At 63.3% G+C, this 16,660-nt stretch carries 16 protein-coding genes; 8 read left to right on the top strand and 8 right to left on the bottom strand.

Annotated features, from left to right (window positions below; all coding sequences use genetic code 11):
• Nucleotides 1–18 precede the first annotated feature (18 nt).
• Entirely contained in the window at nt 19–768 is a 750-nt protein-coding gene (locus tag AC3FLX_RS08100) for an SDR family NAD(P)-dependent oxidoreductase (protein ID WP_488695434.1), read from the bottom strand.
• 31 nt (nt 769–799) lie between these two features.
• The gene (locus tag AC3FLX_RS08095) at nt 800–1,738 is read right to left on the bottom strand and encodes an intradiol ring-cleavage dioxygenase (protein ID WP_488695432.1); all 939 of its coding nucleotides are present in this window, start codon (nt 1,736–1,738) and stop codon (nt 800–802) included.
• Between the two features lie 379 nt (nt 1,739–2,117).
• Here AC3FLX_RS08095 and AC3FLX_RS08090 point away from each other — a divergent pair, with 379 nt between their 5' ends.
• Together AC3FLX_RS08090 and AC3FLX_RS08085 are read left to right on the top strand one after the other, a co-directional pair.
• Nucleotides 2,118–2,807 carry a GntR family transcriptional regulator gene (locus tag AC3FLX_RS08090; RefSeq protein WP_488695430.1) on the top strand — a complete coding sequence of 230 codons (690 nt, stop codon included), beginning with the start codon at nt 2,118–2,120 and terminating at the stop codon, nt 2,805–2,807.
• A gap of 292 nt (nt 2,808–3,099) precedes the next feature.
• The gene (locus AC3FLX_RS08085) at nt 3,100–3,477 is read left to right on the top strand and encodes a DUF427 domain-containing protein (RefSeq protein WP_488695428.1); all 378 of its coding nucleotides are present in this window, start codon (nt 3,100–3,102) and stop codon (nt 3,475–3,477) included.
• A gap of 116 nt (nt 3,478–3,593) precedes the next feature.
• On the opposite strand, the gene AC3FLX_RS08080 is transcribed toward AC3FLX_RS08085, so the two are convergent.
• The 5 genes from AC3FLX_RS08080 to aspA all read right to left on the bottom strand — a co-directional run bounded on the left by AC3FLX_RS08080 (nt 3,594) and on the right by aspA (nt 9,567).
• Nucleotides 3,594–3,779: a hypothetical protein gene (locus AC3FLX_RS08080; protein WP_488695427.1), complete on the bottom strand. Its 186-nt coding sequence runs from the start codon at nt 3,777–3,779 to the stop codon at nt 3,594–3,596.
• Nucleotides 3,780–4,001: 222 nt separating this feature from the next.
• Complete coding sequence (locus AC3FLX_RS08075; protein ID WP_488695425.1) at nt 4,002–5,120, bottom strand: asparaginase; 1,119 nt, start codon at nt 5,118–5,120, stop codon at nt 4,002–4,004.
• Nucleotides 5,121–5,311: 191 nt separating this feature from the next.
• Entirely contained in the window at nt 5,312–6,745 is a 1,434-nt protein-coding gene (cuyB, locus tag AC3FLX_RS08070) for a cysteate racemase (RefSeq protein WP_488695423.1), read from the bottom strand.
• A gap of 43 nt (nt 6,746–6,788) precedes the next feature.
• Nucleotides 6,789–8,081 (bottom strand): dicarboxylate/amino acid:cation symporter, encoded by a 1,293-nt coding sequence (locus AC3FLX_RS08065; RefSeq protein ID WP_488695421.1) that lies wholly within the window; start codon nt 8,079–8,081, stop codon nt 6,789–6,791.
• 55 nt (nt 8,082–8,136) lie between these two features.
• Entirely contained in the window at nt 8,137–9,567 is a 1,431-nt protein-coding gene (gene aspA / locus AC3FLX_RS08060) for an aspartate ammonia-lyase (protein ID WP_488695420.1), read from the bottom strand.
• A gap of 209 nt (nt 9,568–9,776) precedes the next feature.
• On the opposite strand from aspA, the gene AC3FLX_RS08055 reads away from it, so the two are divergent.
• Nucleotides 9,777–10,712, top strand: a complete 936-nt coding sequence (locus AC3FLX_RS08055; protein WP_488695418.1) for a LysR substrate-binding domain-containing protein — start codon at nt 9,777–9,779, stop codon at nt 10,710–10,712.
• Nucleotides 10,713–10,738: 26 nt separating this feature from the next.
• Here the strand turns inward: AC3FLX_RS08055 and AC3FLX_RS08050 are convergent, their stop codons facing one another.
• Entirely contained in the window at nt 10,739–12,199 is a 1,461-nt protein-coding gene (locus AC3FLX_RS08050) for an efflux transporter outer membrane subunit (RefSeq protein ID WP_488695416.1), read from the bottom strand.
• 110 nt (nt 12,200–12,309) lie between these two features.
• Here AC3FLX_RS08050 and AC3FLX_RS08045 point away from each other — a divergent pair, with 110 nt between their 5' ends.
• The 5 genes from AC3FLX_RS08045 to AC3FLX_RS08025 all read left to right on the top strand — a co-directional run bounded on the left by AC3FLX_RS08045 (nt 12,310) and on the right by AC3FLX_RS08025 (nt 16,614).
• The gene (locus tag AC3FLX_RS08045) at nt 12,310–12,861 is read left to right on the top strand and encodes a winged helix-turn-helix transcriptional regulator (RefSeq protein WP_488695414.1); all 552 of its coding nucleotides are present in this window, start codon (nt 12,310–12,312) and stop codon (nt 12,859–12,861) included.
• 15 nt (nt 12,862–12,876) lie between these two features.
• Nucleotides 12,877–14,016: an HlyD family secretion protein gene (locus AC3FLX_RS08040; RefSeq protein WP_488695412.1), complete on the top strand. Its 1,140-nt coding sequence runs from the start codon at nt 12,877–12,879 to the stop codon at nt 14,014–14,016.
• Between the two features lie 122 nt (nt 14,017–14,138).
• Nucleotides 14,139–15,647 (top strand): DHA2 family efflux MFS transporter permease subunit, encoded by a 1,509-nt coding sequence (locus AC3FLX_RS08035; RefSeq protein WP_488695617.1) that lies wholly within the window; start codon nt 14,139–14,141, stop codon nt 15,645–15,647.
• A 17-nt stretch (nt 15,648–15,664) separates the two neighbouring features.
• Nucleotides 15,665–15,877, top strand: coding sequence for a hypothetical protein (locus AC3FLX_RS08030; protein WP_488695410.1), 213 nt, complete (start codon nt 15,665–15,667; stop codon nt 15,875–15,877).
• A complete protein-coding gene (locus AC3FLX_RS08025; protein WP_488695409.1) occupies nt 15,874–16,614 on the top strand; it encodes an SDR family oxidoreductase in 741 nt (246 codons plus the stop codon). Before AC3FLX_RS08030 ends, AC3FLX_RS08025 begins: the two co-directional genes overlap by 4 nt.
• Nucleotides 16,615–16,660 lie beyond the last annotated feature (46 nt).

The following is a 16,660-nucleotide window of genomic DNA, read 5'->3' as shown; positions in this document are numbered from 1 at the left end:
AAGATTGAGAGCAGAACATCAGCCAAGCTGGCGGCCGCCATCGACAACGATGGTCGTGCCGGTGGCAAACCGCAGCGACGTGGCACAGGCGACAATGGCCTCGGCCATATCCTCGGGCTGCCCGATGCGGCGCAGCGGCGTGGTGCTTGCCGCGCGCTCGTTGAACTTGCTGTCGCGCCCTGGCACGAAGCCGGTGTCGACGACGCCGGGCGACACGTTGAGCACGCGGATGGCGGGCGCCAACGCGCGGCCCAGGGACATCGCCATGACATCGAGGCCGGCTTTCACGGCGCAGTAGGCAACATTGCTGCCCTGCCCCGTGCGCCCTGCAATGGATCCGACGTTGACGATGAGCCCGTCGCCATTCGCGCGCAGCAGCGGCGCAAATGCGCGGATCGCCGCGAACTGTCCGCGCCAGTTGATGGCGAACATTTCATCGATCAGCGCATCGTCGAGCGCATCGAGATCGGCGTGCGGGATTGCCCGCGTAAAGCCCGAGGCATTGACGAGAATGTCCACGCGTCCGTAGTGATGCTGCACATCGTCGGCGAGTTGCCGAAGCGAGGCGCTGTCGCCAACTTCCGCATACGCGGCCAGGTGATTGCCGGCCGGCCGTGTGGCCACCGCGCCGGACGCCCGGTCCATATCGCGGCCGGTCAGTACCACGCTGGCGCCTTGGTCGGCCAACGCACGGGCGGCAGCCAGGCCGATGCCTCCCGTGCCGCCGATAATCACTGCAACCTTGCCGGAGAGAGAAGAAATGCTCATGGTTTGATGAGGTGAGAAGAACAACGGGAAATCAGTCTATTGGCGGCTTCGGGAACGTTTGCTCTCCCGGTTCGAGCGTGAAGTCGAACTCCAGCGCATAGAACGGGGCGGGAATGTCGCCCCACGGACTGCGGCCGTTCTCGACGCGCTGGAATGCACCCACGAGCTGCCGGTGCACGCCGAACGTGACATCGGTCTCCAGGATGTCCGAGTCGTCCGCAAAGACCTGCGTCACGAGCGTGCGATAGCCGGGTGCCGCCACAATGAAATGGATATGGGCCGGGCGATACGGATGCCGGTTCTGCGCAGCCAGCAGCTTGCCGATCGGGCCATTCGTCGGCACCGGATATCCGGCGGGCCGCACCGTGCGGAAGTGATAGCCGCCGTCGGCATCGGTATGGAAGGCGCCGCGCAGATTGCGGTCGGGTTGCTTCGGGTCCTGGTTGTCGTAAAGGCCAACCGGCGATGCCTGCCAGACCTCGACCAGCGCACCGGCGATCGGCGCGCCGTCGGTCGCACGCACCATGCCGCTGACGAACAGCGGCAAACCGGGCGTGTCGCCCTGCACCACGCAGTCGCCGCACTGATAGCGCGGCGCGTTGGCACGATAGAACGGTCCGAGCAACGCGCCCGGCGTACGGCCATCCTTCGTACTGTTGTTCATCGTGGTGACCAGCGTGGACAGCCCGAGCACGTCAGCGGCGAGCACCACTTCATTGTTGGTGGCATGCGTGGCATGCCCAAGCGCCGCGATGAACTCCAGGCCCAGCTCGAACTCCTCGTCGGTAGGCCGAACCTCCCGCAGGAAGTTGTGCAGGTGGGTCACCAGCGCAGCCATGACCGTGCGCAGGCGCGCGTCTTCGGTCTGCGCCATCGCCTGCGTGACAACATCGGTCACCGACCCTTCATCGTCGATCAAGGCCAGCGCGCTGATGGGCTTGCGCGTCGGCCCGGTAGTTGATGTCTCCATGCCGTTTCTCCTTTTGCAAACGTTTGCATTATGGACGGTTTGCTTCGAATGGCAAGGTCCGGGCTATGACGATAAAGTGGCGCGAACCCCGCTTTGGCGAAAAAATCGCCAGAAAATCAAGGGCGCTGCGGTCGTATGCGGTTTAACCCTAGTGGGTGGCGAGTGCGTCCGCCGTCGTGGGCGCCGCAGGCGAAATGATGAAAACGACGTCACGCCTAGTGCACGATGTAAAATCGTGCCTCTCTCAGCAGCTTTGTGTTCCTAGCCTGATCCACATGGCCGTACTGACAGAGTTGCCGGCGGGCCGGTTTGGGCGCGGCGGCCGAGCACAGTGATTTCGAAAAACAGGCTACTTGCAGTCACCCATTTTCACGTCTTCATGCTTCCTACGGACCTGGCTGGCGCCGATGGCGACCAGAGTGCTTCGTTGCCGCGTTCCGAGCGGGCTTATCAACAATTGCGTGCCGCCATCCAGGCAGGCCAGCTGCCACCGGGCACCCGTCTGCGTGAAGTGGAACTGGCCGAGTCACTTGGGTTGTCGCGCACGCCCGTGCGCGAAGCGCTGTCGCGGCTGGAATCCGAAGGGCTGGTAGTCAACGAGCCTAACCGCGGCATGATGGTGACGCGGCTGGACGCCAGCATGGTCAGCGAGCTGTATGTCATGCGCGAGGTACTGGAGTCCACGGCCGCCGCGCTCGCGGCACGCCATGCGACGGACGTGGAAATCTCGCTGCTGCGCGACATCGTCGAGCGCGACCTGTCGTTTGCCGAGGACCCGGACAAGCTGGCGATGAACAACCGCCTGTTCCACGAGACGCTGCACCGCTGCGCGCACAACCGCTATCTGCTCAAGACGCTGCGCTCGCTTCACGAATCGATGGCGCTGCTGGGCCGCTCCACGCTGGCCGTGCCGGGCCGGGCGCGTGGCTCCTACGAGGAGCACATGGCGCTGGTCGAAGCCCTTGAAGCCCGCAATCCCGAGCAGGCCGAGCAGATTACGCGCCGCCACATCCAGCAGGCATACAAGGTGCGGTTATCGCTCTGGATCGAGGAACAATCGGGCACTTGATCCGGCACTATCGGGCATTGCTGCACACGATCGGCCCCGCTTCGGCGGGGCCATTATTTTGCGTGCAAGAAAAGTGTGTTCCGCTGTTGCGCTTTTTCGCAATGACGTGAGGCGCTATTGTGTTGCCTGAGGCTGCAGGCTTTCTCTCCCTAACAGCCTTACGTCACCTCCGTGGCGGTTTTTTCATGATTGGCGCGGGTTCGCACGGCTCTCAGGCGTGCGCTGGCCCGTGCGGGCGCGGCATCCTTGCCGCGCCTCATCTTTTTTGGCCGTTGCAGCCCAAGGAGTCGTCATGGCAGACAGGCCCGTCAGGATCCCCGGCCCGGACCATCCCATCACCGTCACACCCCAGCGCGCACGCGTTGTCGTCAAGGCCGGCGGCCGCGTGGTGGCCGATACCCGGCGAGCGCTGAACCTGCAGGAGGCGTCCTATCCCGCCGTGCAGTACATTCCGCGCGATGACGTTGACATGGCGCTACTGACGCCGACATCGCATACCAGTCATTGTCCATACAAGGGCGACGCCACCTACTTCAGCATCCCGGCCGCGGGGCCACGTGGCGACAACGCCGTCTGGACCTACGAGCATCCCCACGCCGCCGTTGCGGGAATTGCGGGATATGTCGCGTTCTATCCTGATCGCGTCGACAGCATCGACATCGGGCCCTGACCTTCCGCGCAAACAAAAACCGGCCCGCCGCACACCTTGTTCAGGTGTACGGCGGGCCGGTTTTCAATGCTGACGGCGCGAGGCGCGCCGTCGGTACTTCTATCAGCGTATGCCGATCAGCCGTTCGCGTAGACCACCTTGGCCTTGCGCGCTTCCGCCTGCAGGCGGGTGAAAATGTTCTGGACGGTGGCGATTGCGCGCTTTACGTCGTTGGCGAAGCCCAGGCTTTGCGTGCCCAGTTCGCGGTCGATCAGTTCACGTTCCAGTTGATCGGTCAGCTTGATGTCGGATTGGGTGTTCATGGCGTCCTTCCTTTCAGGGATTACCCTTATGGGGTTTTCCCGAATTGTAGCAGACGCTTTGTCGCATTGCAGCATTAGGTAATAGTACCTATCGAACGGCCTCGATAAGTGCCGGGCAATCAACCCAAACCGTGGCCCAAATGCCACGGCGGACCAAAAACGAGGCATTTTGAGCACTTTTACCGACAGTAAGCCCAAGACCCATGCCGCATCGTGCGCAGATCAGTACTTCCAGAGGATCTGTTGCAGTGCCTTGGGGTCCTGCGTCCTGGTCAGAGCCAAAGCGGTCAGGATCCTCGCCTTCTGAGGGTTCTGGTCGTCCGTCACGATCCAGTCGTACTTGTCGTCGGGCTGTTCGCCGTTACGCACGACAACACCGCTGCCGGTGCGCGAGGCCCGAATGACCTGCACCCCTTTCGCGCGCGCGGCCTTGAGCGAATCCACCATGTAGTCGCCGACACTGCCATTGCCGGTGCCCGCGTAGACGATGGCCTTGGCGCCGTTCTTCACCGCCGCATCGACGCTGGCCGGATTCACGTTTCCGTACGCATAGATCACCGCCACTTCCGGAAGCTTGTCGATCTTGTCGATGTCGAACTCCGTCTGCAGCGTGTGGGGACGGGCCGGCAGGCGATAGAACAGCGTGCGGCCTTCCACGACATAGCCCAGCGGACCAAACGGCGACCGGAACGTCTCCGTCTTGAACGTATTGGTTTTGGTCACGTCGCGGCCGGTATGGATTTCATCATTGAGCACGACCAGCGTGCCCTTCCCTTTCGATGCCGGGTTCGACGCGACCAGCACCGCGTCGTACAGGTTGAGCGCACCGTCGGCGCCCAGCGCCGTGCCCGGCCGCATGGACCCGACCGCGACCACCGGCTTGTCGCTCTTGATCGTCAGATTCAGAAAGTAGGCGGTTTCCTCGATCGTGTCGGTGCCGTGGGTAATCACCACGCCGTCCACATCGGGCATCTTCAGCACTTCGGACACGCGCTTGGCCAGTTTCACCAGGCGTTCGTTGTTGAAGCTTTCCGAACCGATCTGAAAAATCTGCTCGCCCTTGACGTTGGCGATCTTCGAGATTTGCGGAACCGAAGCGATGATCTTGTCCACCGGCACCACGGCCGACTGGTAAGCGGCCGTGTTGGTGGCGGCCTCACCGGCGCCCGCGATGGTTCCCCCCGTGCCGATGATGACGATATTGGCCTTGCGGGCTTCGACAGCGGCTTCGGCCGGCAGCTTCGATGGCGCCGCGACTGGCTGGGCATGTGCCAGCCCCGCGGACAAAAATACGGCCGCCATGCTGGTGGCAAGAAGTATGTGATTCAGCTTGCGATTCATTTTGTTTCCTCCGGTGAGTCTGTTTCGACGGCATTGGCGCCGCTCTGTGGTTACCGATCCAGGGGTCCCGGACAGGACTGGCTTTCTCCGCCGCCTTGAAAATGGGCGCAGAACGCCGAAGGACCCGTCGTCGATCCCCGTTTGCTACAACGAGGCGCGCCGCGCTGCGACGTCGCCTCAGAGTTCGTTGATCAGGATTGCGCCAGGCGAACGCACCGCTTGGCCAGGACGTCCGTTGGGTCGATAAGACTTACGTGACTGTCCGCATCGACTTCGAAGTGGTCGGTCTGGGCAAAGATCAGGGGCAACTCGGTGCATCCGAGAATCTGCACGGCCGCACCCTGCGTGGACAGATGCCTGATTGCGGCCCTTAGTAGCTCCTGGCACTGACCTTCGGTGTAACCAGCCTTGACGCCCTGGGGGCCATAGATGGCGTCCATCACCATCTGCTGAAACGCGGCATCCGGGACGACAAGCTCAAGCTGATCGGACGCAACCTCGTGGTAGACATGACTTTCAACAGTCCCTGACGTAGCCAGCAAGCCGACCTTCGTGCCCCGCCCATAGCGCTCGACGATGTGACGCACCGTTTCGGTCAGCATGTTGACGATGGGCACACCAAGATGAGGCTGAATGCGTTCGACGTAGGCGTGCGCGGTGTTGCACGGGATGGCGATGGCATCGGCGCCATCCAGTTCCAGTCGCCGGCATGTCGCGTACAGGGCGACCGTCGGATCGGCGCCATCACGAAGCAGGTTTGCGGTCCGGTCCGGGATCTGCGGATTCTGCTCGACCACCATCTTGATGTGTTCCTGGTCCCGCGAAGCCGGCGTGTTTTTCACGACCTTGCCCATGAAATCGACTGTCGCCGCTGGACCAACGCCGCCAACGATCCCCAGCTTGAACGCCGCGGCCCTCCGGCCGTCCGCCAGCGTGGCGGCAAAGTCCGCGTAGATCTGATTGACGTCCAGAATCGGAATATCGCGCCGCTGCAATGCTGCGGCGACAAGCGAAAGCTCGGTAAACCCCGGCACGACAACGTCGGCGCCGCTCGCTGAAAGCTCCAGGCACACCTGATGAAGCTGCTCCACGCAGAGACCGTCCGTATTCCCGGCCTTGATGCCCGCCGGGCCATAGACGGCGTCCATCAAGAGGGATTGCCCGTCATCAGCCGGATACAGGACTCTGAAGTCGTCGCCAAAATACGCATCGAAAAGGCGCGCGTTGCGTACGAAATCCGAGGTCAGCACGCCGATGCATCCCCCCTCCGGCAGCATGTCGCGCACCGCCCGCCGCAATGCCTCCATCATGTCGACGATTGGCACGGACAGCTCCGCCTGGAGTTCGCCGAGAAACGTATGCGAGGCAAAGCACGGCATCAGCACCGCATCGACCTTACGGCTCTCAAACCCCTGGCAAGTCTTGAAGACGTACAGCTTGCGAGACGTCATGTTCGCGCTGCCCGTCAGCGGGTGGGAAGCATCCCGGAACGGATGCTGCTCGAACAGAAAATGGTAGCTGCCCTGGTCCGCCATGACGGCACGGCTTTTTACCAGTTTGAGAAAGACGTCCGCCCCTGCCAAAGCCCCGAGGCCACCAATGATTCCGAAGGTCAGTTCGCGCATGATAGTCAGTGAGTTAGGGGCGCCGTGCCGCCACCAATGCCTGCTAGCCAGCCGTGGTCTGTGTCGTCACCGGCGCTTCGTAGCCCGATGAGGATTCCACCGGCGCAGGAAGGTCGTCCCCTTCCAGCTTAGCCACTACGGCCGTCGCCACACTGTTTCCGACGACGTTCGTCGCGGTGCGGCCCATGTCGAAGAACTGATCGATACCGATGATCAGCAGCAGCCCCGCTTCCGGAAGATGGAACATCGGCAGCGTTGCGGCGACGACAACCAGCGACGCCCGCGCCACGCCCGCCATCCCCTTGCTCGTCACCATCAGCACCAGCAGGATCGTGAGTTGCTGCGTGAAGCTCAGCTCGATGTTGTAGGCCTGCGCAATGAACATGACCGCGAACGCCTGATACATCATGGAGCCATCGAGATTGAACGAGTAGCCCAGCGGCAATACAAAGCTCGACACGCGCTTGGGCACGCCGAATCGTTCCAGGGCGGAAATCGTCTTGGGATACGCCGATTCGCTGCTCGCCGTGGAGAACGCCAGAAGAATCGGCTCACGAATCAGCTTTGCAAGCTGCGCGGTGCGGCGGCCCAGGAAAAGATAACCAACGCCGAACAGGATTACCCACAGCAGCGCGAGGCCAAGGTAGAACTGCCCGATCAACTTGCCATAGTTCACGAGAACGCCGATACCTTCCACGGTGATGGACGCGGCCATTGCGGCGAATACGCCGATCGGCGCGAACCGCATCACATAGTCGGTGATGCGAAACATGACCTTCGTCAGTTCTTCAATCGCATCGACGATGGTCGACTTGCCGTCGCCCTTTACGAAAGCCAGCGCTGCGCCAAAGAACAACGAGAAAACCAGGATCTGCAGAATCTCGTTATTCGACATGGCTTCGAAGATGCTCTTCGGGAAGACATGGGTAAAAAAGCCCTTGAGACTGAAGTCGCCCGTCTTCAGGCCCGTGGCCGATGCAACCTCCGGAACCGCGAGGTTCATATGCAGGCCCGGCTGGAAGAGGTTGACCAGCAGCATGCCCAATGCCAGCGAGATGGCGGACGCCGACACAAACCAGATCATGGCTCGCAGCCCGATGCGTCCCACCGCGCCACCGCCCGCCATGCTCGCCAATCCGCCTACAAGCGTGGCGAACACCAGCGGCGCAATGATCATCTTGATCATGCGCAGGAAGATGTCCGTCACGATACCGAAGTACCCCGCAATCTCCTTTGCGGCCTGTGCGTCCTTGGCCAGGTGGTTGCACAGCCAGCCCACTGCAATACCAGCCAGCATCGCCACCACGATCTGCGTCGTCAGTCTTTTTGTATTCATCGTCTCCTCCAGCCTTATCGTTAGCAATTTCCGTGGGCTTTTCGCCCCGTGTTCTTCAACGCAACGCGACGCGCGCACGAGGCGCCGTCAATACCTCCGGCCGCAGGATCTCGCTCAGCATTTCGGCGGACAGCAGGCCGCGTTCGAGCACGATGTCCGCGACCTTGCGCCCGGTCTCCAGCGCTTCCCTGGCCACCGCCGTCGAGTTTTCGTATCCGATGTATGGATTGAGCGCGGTCACCAGGACAATCGATCTGTCGAGCATGTCGCGCATGTGATCGGCGTTTGCCGTGATGCCTCGGACGCAGCGCTCATCCAGCGTGGCGCATGCCTGCGTCAGGTGTCCGATACTGCGGAACAGCGAGTAGGCGATGATGGGTTCGAATGCGTTGAGCTGCAGTTGCCCCGCTTCGGCCGCCAGAGCGATGGTCACATCGTTCCCGATCACTTCGAACGCCACCTGGTTCAGCACTTCCGGGATCACCGGATTGACCTTGCCCGGCATGATGCTGGAGCCAGCCTGGACCGCGGGGAGATTGATCTCGCCCAGGCCCGATCGCGGCCCGCTGGAAAGCAGCCGAAGATCGTTGCAGACCTTGGACAGCTTTACCCCGATACGCTTGAGAACACCCGAGAACTGAACGAACGCGCCGCAATCCTGGGTTGCCTCGACCAGATACGGAGCGGTATGCAGCGGCAGTCCACTGACATCGCAAAGGTGCTGACGCACCAGGACGGCGTAGTCAGGATGCGCGTTGATGCCGGTGCCAATCGCCGTGGCGCCCAGGTTGATCTCGCAGATCAGCGGCAGCGTCTCGGTAAGACGCTGGCGGTCTTCATTGAGCATGACCGCATAGGTGGCAAACTCCTGCCCGAGCGTCATGGGCACCGCGTCCTGCAACTGGGTGCGCCCCACCTTCAGCATCTCCCGAAACTCCGCGGACTTCTTCTCGAAGGATGACTCCAGCGTCGACATCTTCTCCAGCAGCCTCGTGGCACTACGGTACGTGGCAACCTTCAATGCCGTCGGGTAGACGTCATTGGTCGATTGACTCATGTTCACGTGCTCGTTCGGATGCAGGAATTCATAGTCGCCACGGCGTCGCCCAAGCAGCTCCAGCGCCTTGTTGCACACCACCTCGTTGGCATTCATGTTGGTGGACGTGCCGGCGCCGCCCTGAATCAGGTCGACGGCGAAATGCTCGGCCAGTTCGCCGTTGCGAATGGCACGGCAGGCGTCGACGATGGCATCGCAACGCGTCTGGTCGAGCAGGCCAAGCTCGCAATTGGCCAAGGCCGCGGCCTGCTTGATGTCCACCAAGGCGGTGATCAGTTCCGGGTACTTGGAGATCGGGTCTCCGGAAATCGGAAAATTCTCCAGCGCGCGCAGCGTGTGGATGCCGTAATACGCCGCTTCCGGCACATCCCGATAGCCCAGCAGGTCGTGCTCCTGCCGCGTTCCGTTCGTCGTTTTCTGCGTCCCCATCACGTTTCCTCGTCAGTGCGTTCCTGTTGGCAACGGATTCTAGGAGCACCGGCAAGTGGAGTTGATGAGTAAGTCAACCACAACTATTCCGTCTTGGCATAGTTATCGATAAATGACCCATCAGACGCTCAGTTGCACCGAACTATGCGATATCTTTGCGTCCACGCCGAGGCGCTTTGCGCGCCGTCAGAGAGCCAAAGGATCGAACGATGCAGTTGAAATGGATTGAGGACCTTCTCGCCATCGAGCAGACGCGGAGCTTTTCACGGGCCTCGGAGCTTCGCTTTGTCACGCAGTCGGCACTGTCGCGCCGGATCAAGGCGCTTGAGGACTGGATCGGCGTCGAACTGGTTGACCGGGGCACCTATCCGGTCGAGCTGACGATCGCGGGCAAGCGCTTCTGCGAGCAAAGCCGGGAGACCGTGGGCGTGCTGGCGGTGCTGCGCTCGGAGCTGCGACAGGATGCAAAGATGCCAGGCCGATCCATTCAGATCACCGCCGGGCACACGCTCTCGTTCACGTTCCTTCCAAAATGGCTGAAGCAGTTTCAGCAGCAGGCGGGCAACGTCAATACGCGCGTGGTGGCCGCGAACGTGCACGATGCCGTGGTCGCGCTTGCGGAAGGCAGGTGCGACCTGATGATTGGCTACCATCATCCGCTGGCGCCAATCGTGCTCGACAGGGACAAGTTCGTCAGCCTGACGCTCGGCCAGGAAGATTTCGTTCCGGTGTCCGCGCCCGACGCAAAAGGCAATCCACTGTTTGCGCTGCCGGGCACGCAGTCGGCCCCACTCCCCTACCTGGCCTACACGGCCACCACCTTCATGAGCAGAATTGTCGAGGTCATCCTCAACAACGCTGTCCAGCAGCATCACCTGCGAGGCTGTTACGAGGCCGACATGGCCATGCTCATCATGAAGATGGCGGTGGAAGGCTATGGCATCGCCTGGCTGCCATACAGCGCCGTCAAGGATGACATCGACGCTGGCCGGCTCGTACAGGCCGGCGATGACGACTGGTGCGCCAAGCTCGAAATCCGATCGTACCGGGCCATTGCGAACAGCAACCCCACGCTGCAGGATCTGTGGAATTCGCTTGAGACTTCGGTGCCTCCGCACGAATCCTCGCCGGCGGAAGCTACCTGACGTCCGTCAACGACGACGGCGCCGCTTCACGACCATCCGCCGCCCAGCGCCCGGAATGCCGACACCGCCGCGCGCGCGTTATCGGCACGCACCTTGGCCTGCTGATCGCGTGCGGCCAGCAGTTGCCGGTCTTCGTCCAGGACTTCGAAGAGGCTGACCGCGCCGCCCTTGTACGCTTCTTCGGAAGCATTGCGTGCGCGTTCGTGCGCGCCAACCTCCTTGTCGAGTTCGTGGCTCTGTTCGTCGAGCTGGGTCAGCGTGACCAGCGCATCCTCGACGTCGGCGGTGGCTTGCAGCATCGCCTTGCGATAGTTCGCCAGCGCCTCGGCATGCGCGCCCTTGGCCCCCGCAACCTCGGCATCGACACGCCCGAAATCGAACAGGCGCCAGCGCAGGCCGCCAGCAGCGGCGGGCTGGAATGCCTGAGCGGTAAAGAGCTTGCTTGCCGACAGGCTTTCGAATCCGAGTAGCGCGGACAGCGAAACCTTCGGGTAATACTCGGCAGTGGCCACGCCGATGCGCGCGTTCGACGCGGCGAGTCGACGCTCGGCCGCGATGACATCCGGGCGCCGCTGCAGCAGATTGGCGGGCCCCTGGGCCAGCGCCACCTGCGGCACGGTCAGTGCACCGCGGGGGTCGCGCAGTTCCGCGGCGTAGGTGCCCGGTTGCGCGCCCATCAGCACATCCAGGCGATTGAGCTGCGTTTCCAGCTCGATGCGCAGCGGGGGAATCGTGACCCGAGTTTGCGCGAGCTGGGCTTCGGCCTGTGCCTGCTCCCGCTCCGCGCCGATGCCGTCCGCCAGGCGCAGCCGAACCAGATCGAGCAGGCGCTGGTTGGTCGTGACCTGCTGCTGGGCAATGGCGATCCGGCTCTGGGCGGCGCGCACGCGGAAGTAGGCGTCGGCGGCTTCGGCGGCAACCAGTATCCGCACACCAAGGTGGCTGGCCTCGGCGGCCTGCAACTCCGCATCCGCGGCCTCGGCACCGCGCCGCAATCCACCGGCAATGTCGATCTCCCATGTCGCGGCCGCCCCCACCGAATAGAGCGTCTGCCCGCGCTTGTAGCCGGGCAGCGTGCTACCGATCTTGCCCAGCGGGCTTTCCAGTGACTGGCGCTGCTTGCTGACGTCGCCGTACGCGCTGCCTTGCGGCAACAGTTCAGCACCCGCGAAGCTGGCTGCCGCACGCGCCTGCTCGACGCGCGCCACGGATGCGGCCATGTCCAGGTTCTGGTCCAGCACGCGCTGGACGATGCTGGTCAGCAGCGGATCGTCAAAGCCATTCCACCAGGCATCCAGCGACACCGGCGCCCGCGCATCGTTGACCGGCGCCAGTTCCGCCGCGTGCTGGTACGCCTGCGGCATCGCCACATCCGGCGCGCGATAGTCCGGCCCGACTGCGCAGGCAGCCAGACCAAACATCGCCGCGATGGATGCCGCCAGCGTCACCGTCCGCTTTCCCAATCCCTGTTGTGCCTGCTTCGTCATTTCCATTCCTTTCGGTTGCCTTCATGCAAAACTTACTTGCACGATGATAGTTAATAGCCTAGACTAACTTTCATGTTGATAGCAACCTCTTTTTGAGAGAGGCAACTGCGATGCAAAGGAAGTCACACAAGGATGCGTCGTGCCCGACGGCACGCGCGATAGAGCGGGTTGGCGACACGTGGTCGGTACTGATCCTGCGTGAAGCGTTCTACGGCGCCACCCGGTTCGACGATTTTCAGAAGCGGCTTGGCATCGCGCCCAACATGCTGACGCGGCGCCTGACCAGCCTGGTCGACGAAGGACTGCTGGCGCGCCGGCCTTACAGCGCACATCCGCCGCGCGACGACTACGTGCTTACCGAGCGCGGCCGCGATTTCCGCCCAGTCCTGCTGACGCTGATGGACTGGGGCGACCGCCACTTCTCCGACCAGAAAGGCACCGTGCAACTGGTGGAGCGCCACTCGGGCCGCCCCGTGCGCATCGCGCTGGTCGATGCCGATACCGGCCAGCGCATCACCGAAACCGATCACTGCATCGCGCCCGGCCCCGCGGCCAGCCCCGCGTTGCGCGCACGCCTGGAGCGCTCGGCCCAGGCCCGGGCGGAAGCCCAGGCGCAACCCACCGAATCGACCCCTTTCACGCCTGCCACAGGCGTTGTCTAAATACGGAGCCATTCCATGACTAGCAGCACCACAACCGCCGATCGCGCGTCTGCAGAGGCCGTCCCGACCAAAGCAAGACCAGGCAGGAAGGCCCTGCTAATCCGCACCGGCGGTGCATTGATTGCCCTGGTGGCCGTGGGGTATGGCTACCACTGGTGGACCGATGCCCGGTTTGTGCAGGAGACCGACGACGCCTATGTCGGCGGCGATGTCACGCTGATTGCCGCGAAGGTCCCCGGATACCTGACCGAAGTGCTCGTGACCGATAACCAGGCCGTGCATGCGGGCGACCTGCTGGCCCGTATCGACGACCGCGACTACCGCGCCGCACTGGCCAAGGCCGAAGGCGCCGTGGCCTCGCAGCAGGCACTGATCGGCAATCTCGATGCCCGCGCCAGGCTGCAGGAAGCGGTGATCGCCGAGGCCCGCGCCAGCGTCGCCGCCACCGATGCGGAAACCGTGCGTGCGCGCGACGACCAGGTACGCTACGCGAACCTGGTTGCCAAATCGGCGGTATCGATCCAAAGCTCACAGAAGGCCGATGCCGACTTCAAGCAGTCGCTGGCGAACGGCCAGAAGGCGAAGGCCAGCGTCGAAGCCTCGCGCCGGCAGCTCGACGTGATCGCCACGCAGAAGCAACAGGCCGAAGCATCGCTGGCCCAGGCCGTCGCGGAGCGGGACATCGCACGATTGAACGTCGGATACACCGAACTCCGCGCGCCGGTTGACGGCACGGTGGGCAATCGCCGCGCTCGTGTGGGCGCCTATGCGCCAAGCGGCGGCCAGTTGCTGTCGATCGTGCCGGCGCGTGGCCTGTGGGTCGATGCGAATTTCAAGGAAGGGCAGCTGGCGCATGTGAAGCCCGGCATGCGCGCCAGCATCGTGGCGGACATCATGCCCGGCAAGGTATTTCACGGGCGCGTGCAGAGCGTGGCGCCGGCCACCGGCGCGCAGTTCAGCGTGCTGCCGCCCGAAAACGCCACGGGCAACTTCACCAAGATCGTCCAGCGTGTGCCAGTGCGCATCGTGCTCGACGATGCCGACGCAAAGCTCGGCGTGTTGCGCCCGGGCCTGTCCGTCGTGGCGGAGATCGACACCCAAGCGGATCGTAGCGACGCTACGCCCGCCGTGGACAAGGCACAGAGCAAGTCATGAGCACCGCAGTCTCCGCAAGCCCGGCCACGCCCAACGCGACCACGCCCGGCAAGCCCGCACAACCGGCGCTGCCGTCTCCGGCGGACCTGCCTATCGCGACGAAGGTGCTGGCATTTGGCACGATGTGCGTGGGGATGTTCATCGCCCTGCTCGACATCCAGATCGTTTCCGCCTCGCTGCGCGATATCGGCGGCGGCCTGTCCGCGGGTACCGACGAAACCGTATGGGTGCAGACGGCCTACCTGATTGCCGAAATCATCGTCATTCCGCTGTCTGGATGGCTGGCCAGGGTGATGTCCACGCGCTGGCTGTTCGCCGCGTCGGCCGCCGGCTTCACGCTGACCAGCCTGCTCTGCGGCATTGCCTGGAACATCGACAGCATGATCGCCTTCCGCGCCGCGCAGGGCTTTCTGGGCGGGTCGATGATCCCGATGGTGTTCACCACCGCGTTCGCGTTCTTCGCCGGACGCCAGCGCGTGGCCGCCGCCGCCATCATCGGCGGCCTGGCCTCGCTCGCGCCGACGCTGGGCCCCACGGTCGGTGGCTGGATCACCGACAACTACTCGTGGCACTGGCTGTTCTTCATCAACCTCGTGCCCGGCATCTTCGTGATGGTCGTGGTACCGATGCTGGTAAAGATCGACCATCCCGACTGGTCACTGCTCAAGGGCGCCGACTATACCGGCATGGTGTTGCTGGCGCTGTTCCTCGGGTGCCTGGAATACACGCTGGAAGAAGGCCCGCGCTGGGACTGGTTTGGCGACCAGACCATCCTGACGACGGCATGGATCTCGGGCATCTCGGGCATCGCCTTTCTGTGGCGTTCGCTGACGTTCGCCAACCCGGTGGTCGATCTGCGCGCGCTCAAGGACCGCAATTTCGCGCTTGGATGCTTCTTTTCGTTCGTCACCGGCATCGGCATTTTCGCCACCATCTATCTGACTCCGCTGTTCCTTGGGCAGGTGCGCGGCTACAGCGCGCTGCAAACGGGCCTGGCCATCTTCTCCACCGGCCTGTTCCAGGTCATGTCGATCCCGATCTATTCGTTCCTGGCGAACCGGGTGGATCTGCGCTGGCTGCTGATGTTTGGTCTGGCGCTGTTCGCGCTGTCGATGTGGTCCTTCGCGCCGATCACGCATGACTGGGGCAGCGCCGAGCTGATGCTGCCCCAGGCCCTGCGCGGCATGGGACAGCAGTTTGCCGTGGCACCCACGGTGACACTGACACTCGGGGCCTTGCCGCCCGCGCGGCTCAAGCTCGCGTCCGGCCTGTTCAATCTGATGCGCAATCTCGGCGGCGCCATCGGCATTGCTGCCTGCGCGACGATCCTGAACGACCGCACCAACCTCCACTTCCTGCGGCTGGCCGAGCATCTGAACATCCGCAACGAAGCCATGACCGAGTTTCTTGGCAACAGCACGGCACACCTGTCCGCCTTGAGCAACGAGGTCAACGACGGCCAGACCGCCGCCATCCGCCAACTGTGGGCACTGGTGATGCGCGAAGCCCACACGCTCACCTACGCCGATGCGTTCCTGGTGATCCTGGTGTGCTTCGTCGTCGCCATACCGCTGGTGCCGTTGATGCGCAAGATCGCACCGCCAAAGGCGCCGTCCGCCGATGCGCACTGACGAACAGGAAGACCGCCATGATTCGCTCCACACTCCGTCTGCTCGTGCTGGCCATGCTGGCCACCGCTAACGTCGTGCCGGCCGCATACGCCGCCGGCCGGCCACCGCGCGACACGTCCGTGGCCTGCGGGCGCGCCGACAACCAGTATTGCAGGACGCCCGATCCAGCAAGGTCCGGCGAAGACAACGCAGTGCCACTACACTATCGACGATCAACGGAGACAACATGACAACCACTCAATCCCGGCAGAAGGTTGCCCTGGTCATCGGCGCGGGTGACGCCACCGGCGGAGCCATCGCCCGACGCTTCGCCCGCGAAGGGTATATCGCCTGCGTCACGCGGCGCAGCGCGGATAAATTGCAGCCGCTGGTCGACAGCATCCGCGCCGCAGGCGGCCAGGCGTTTGGATACAGCAGCGATGCGCGCAAGGAAGAAGACGTGACGCAGCTATTCGAACAGATCGAAGCGGATCACGGCCCGGTCGAGGTGCTCGTCTTCAACATCGGTGCCAATGTGCCGTGCAGCATCCTGGAGGAAACGCCGCGCAAGTACTTCAAGATCTGGGAAATGGCCTGTTTCAGCGGATTTCTCAATGCGCAGGCCGCGGCGCGCAGGATGGTGGCGCGTGGCCGGGGCACGATCCTGTTCACCGGCGCCACGGCGGCATTGCGTGGCAGCGCGAACTTCGCGGCGTTCTCCGGTGCCAAGCACGCCTTGCGCGCGCTGGCCCAGAGCATGGCACGAGAGCTGGGGCCGCGGAACATTCACGTCGCCCATGTGGTGGTCGATGGCGCGATCGACACCGCGTTTATCCGCGACACCTTTCCCGAGCGCTACGCGCTGAAGGAACAGGATGGCATCCTGAATCCGGAGCACATCGCGGACAACTACTGGTATCTGCATGCGCAGCCGCGCGATGCCTGGACGTTCGAACTCGACCTGCGGCCGTATATGGAACGCTGGTGATGCACCCCACGCCTCACTCCTCGCCCGGATCGATATCCGGAGAGGA

It is taken from the genome of Cupriavidus sp. 291-E7 (genome assembly GCF_057798835.1).
The sequence above is the reverse complement of the archived record's forward strand: the minus strand, read 5'-3'. Positions and strand labels throughout refer to the sequence as shown.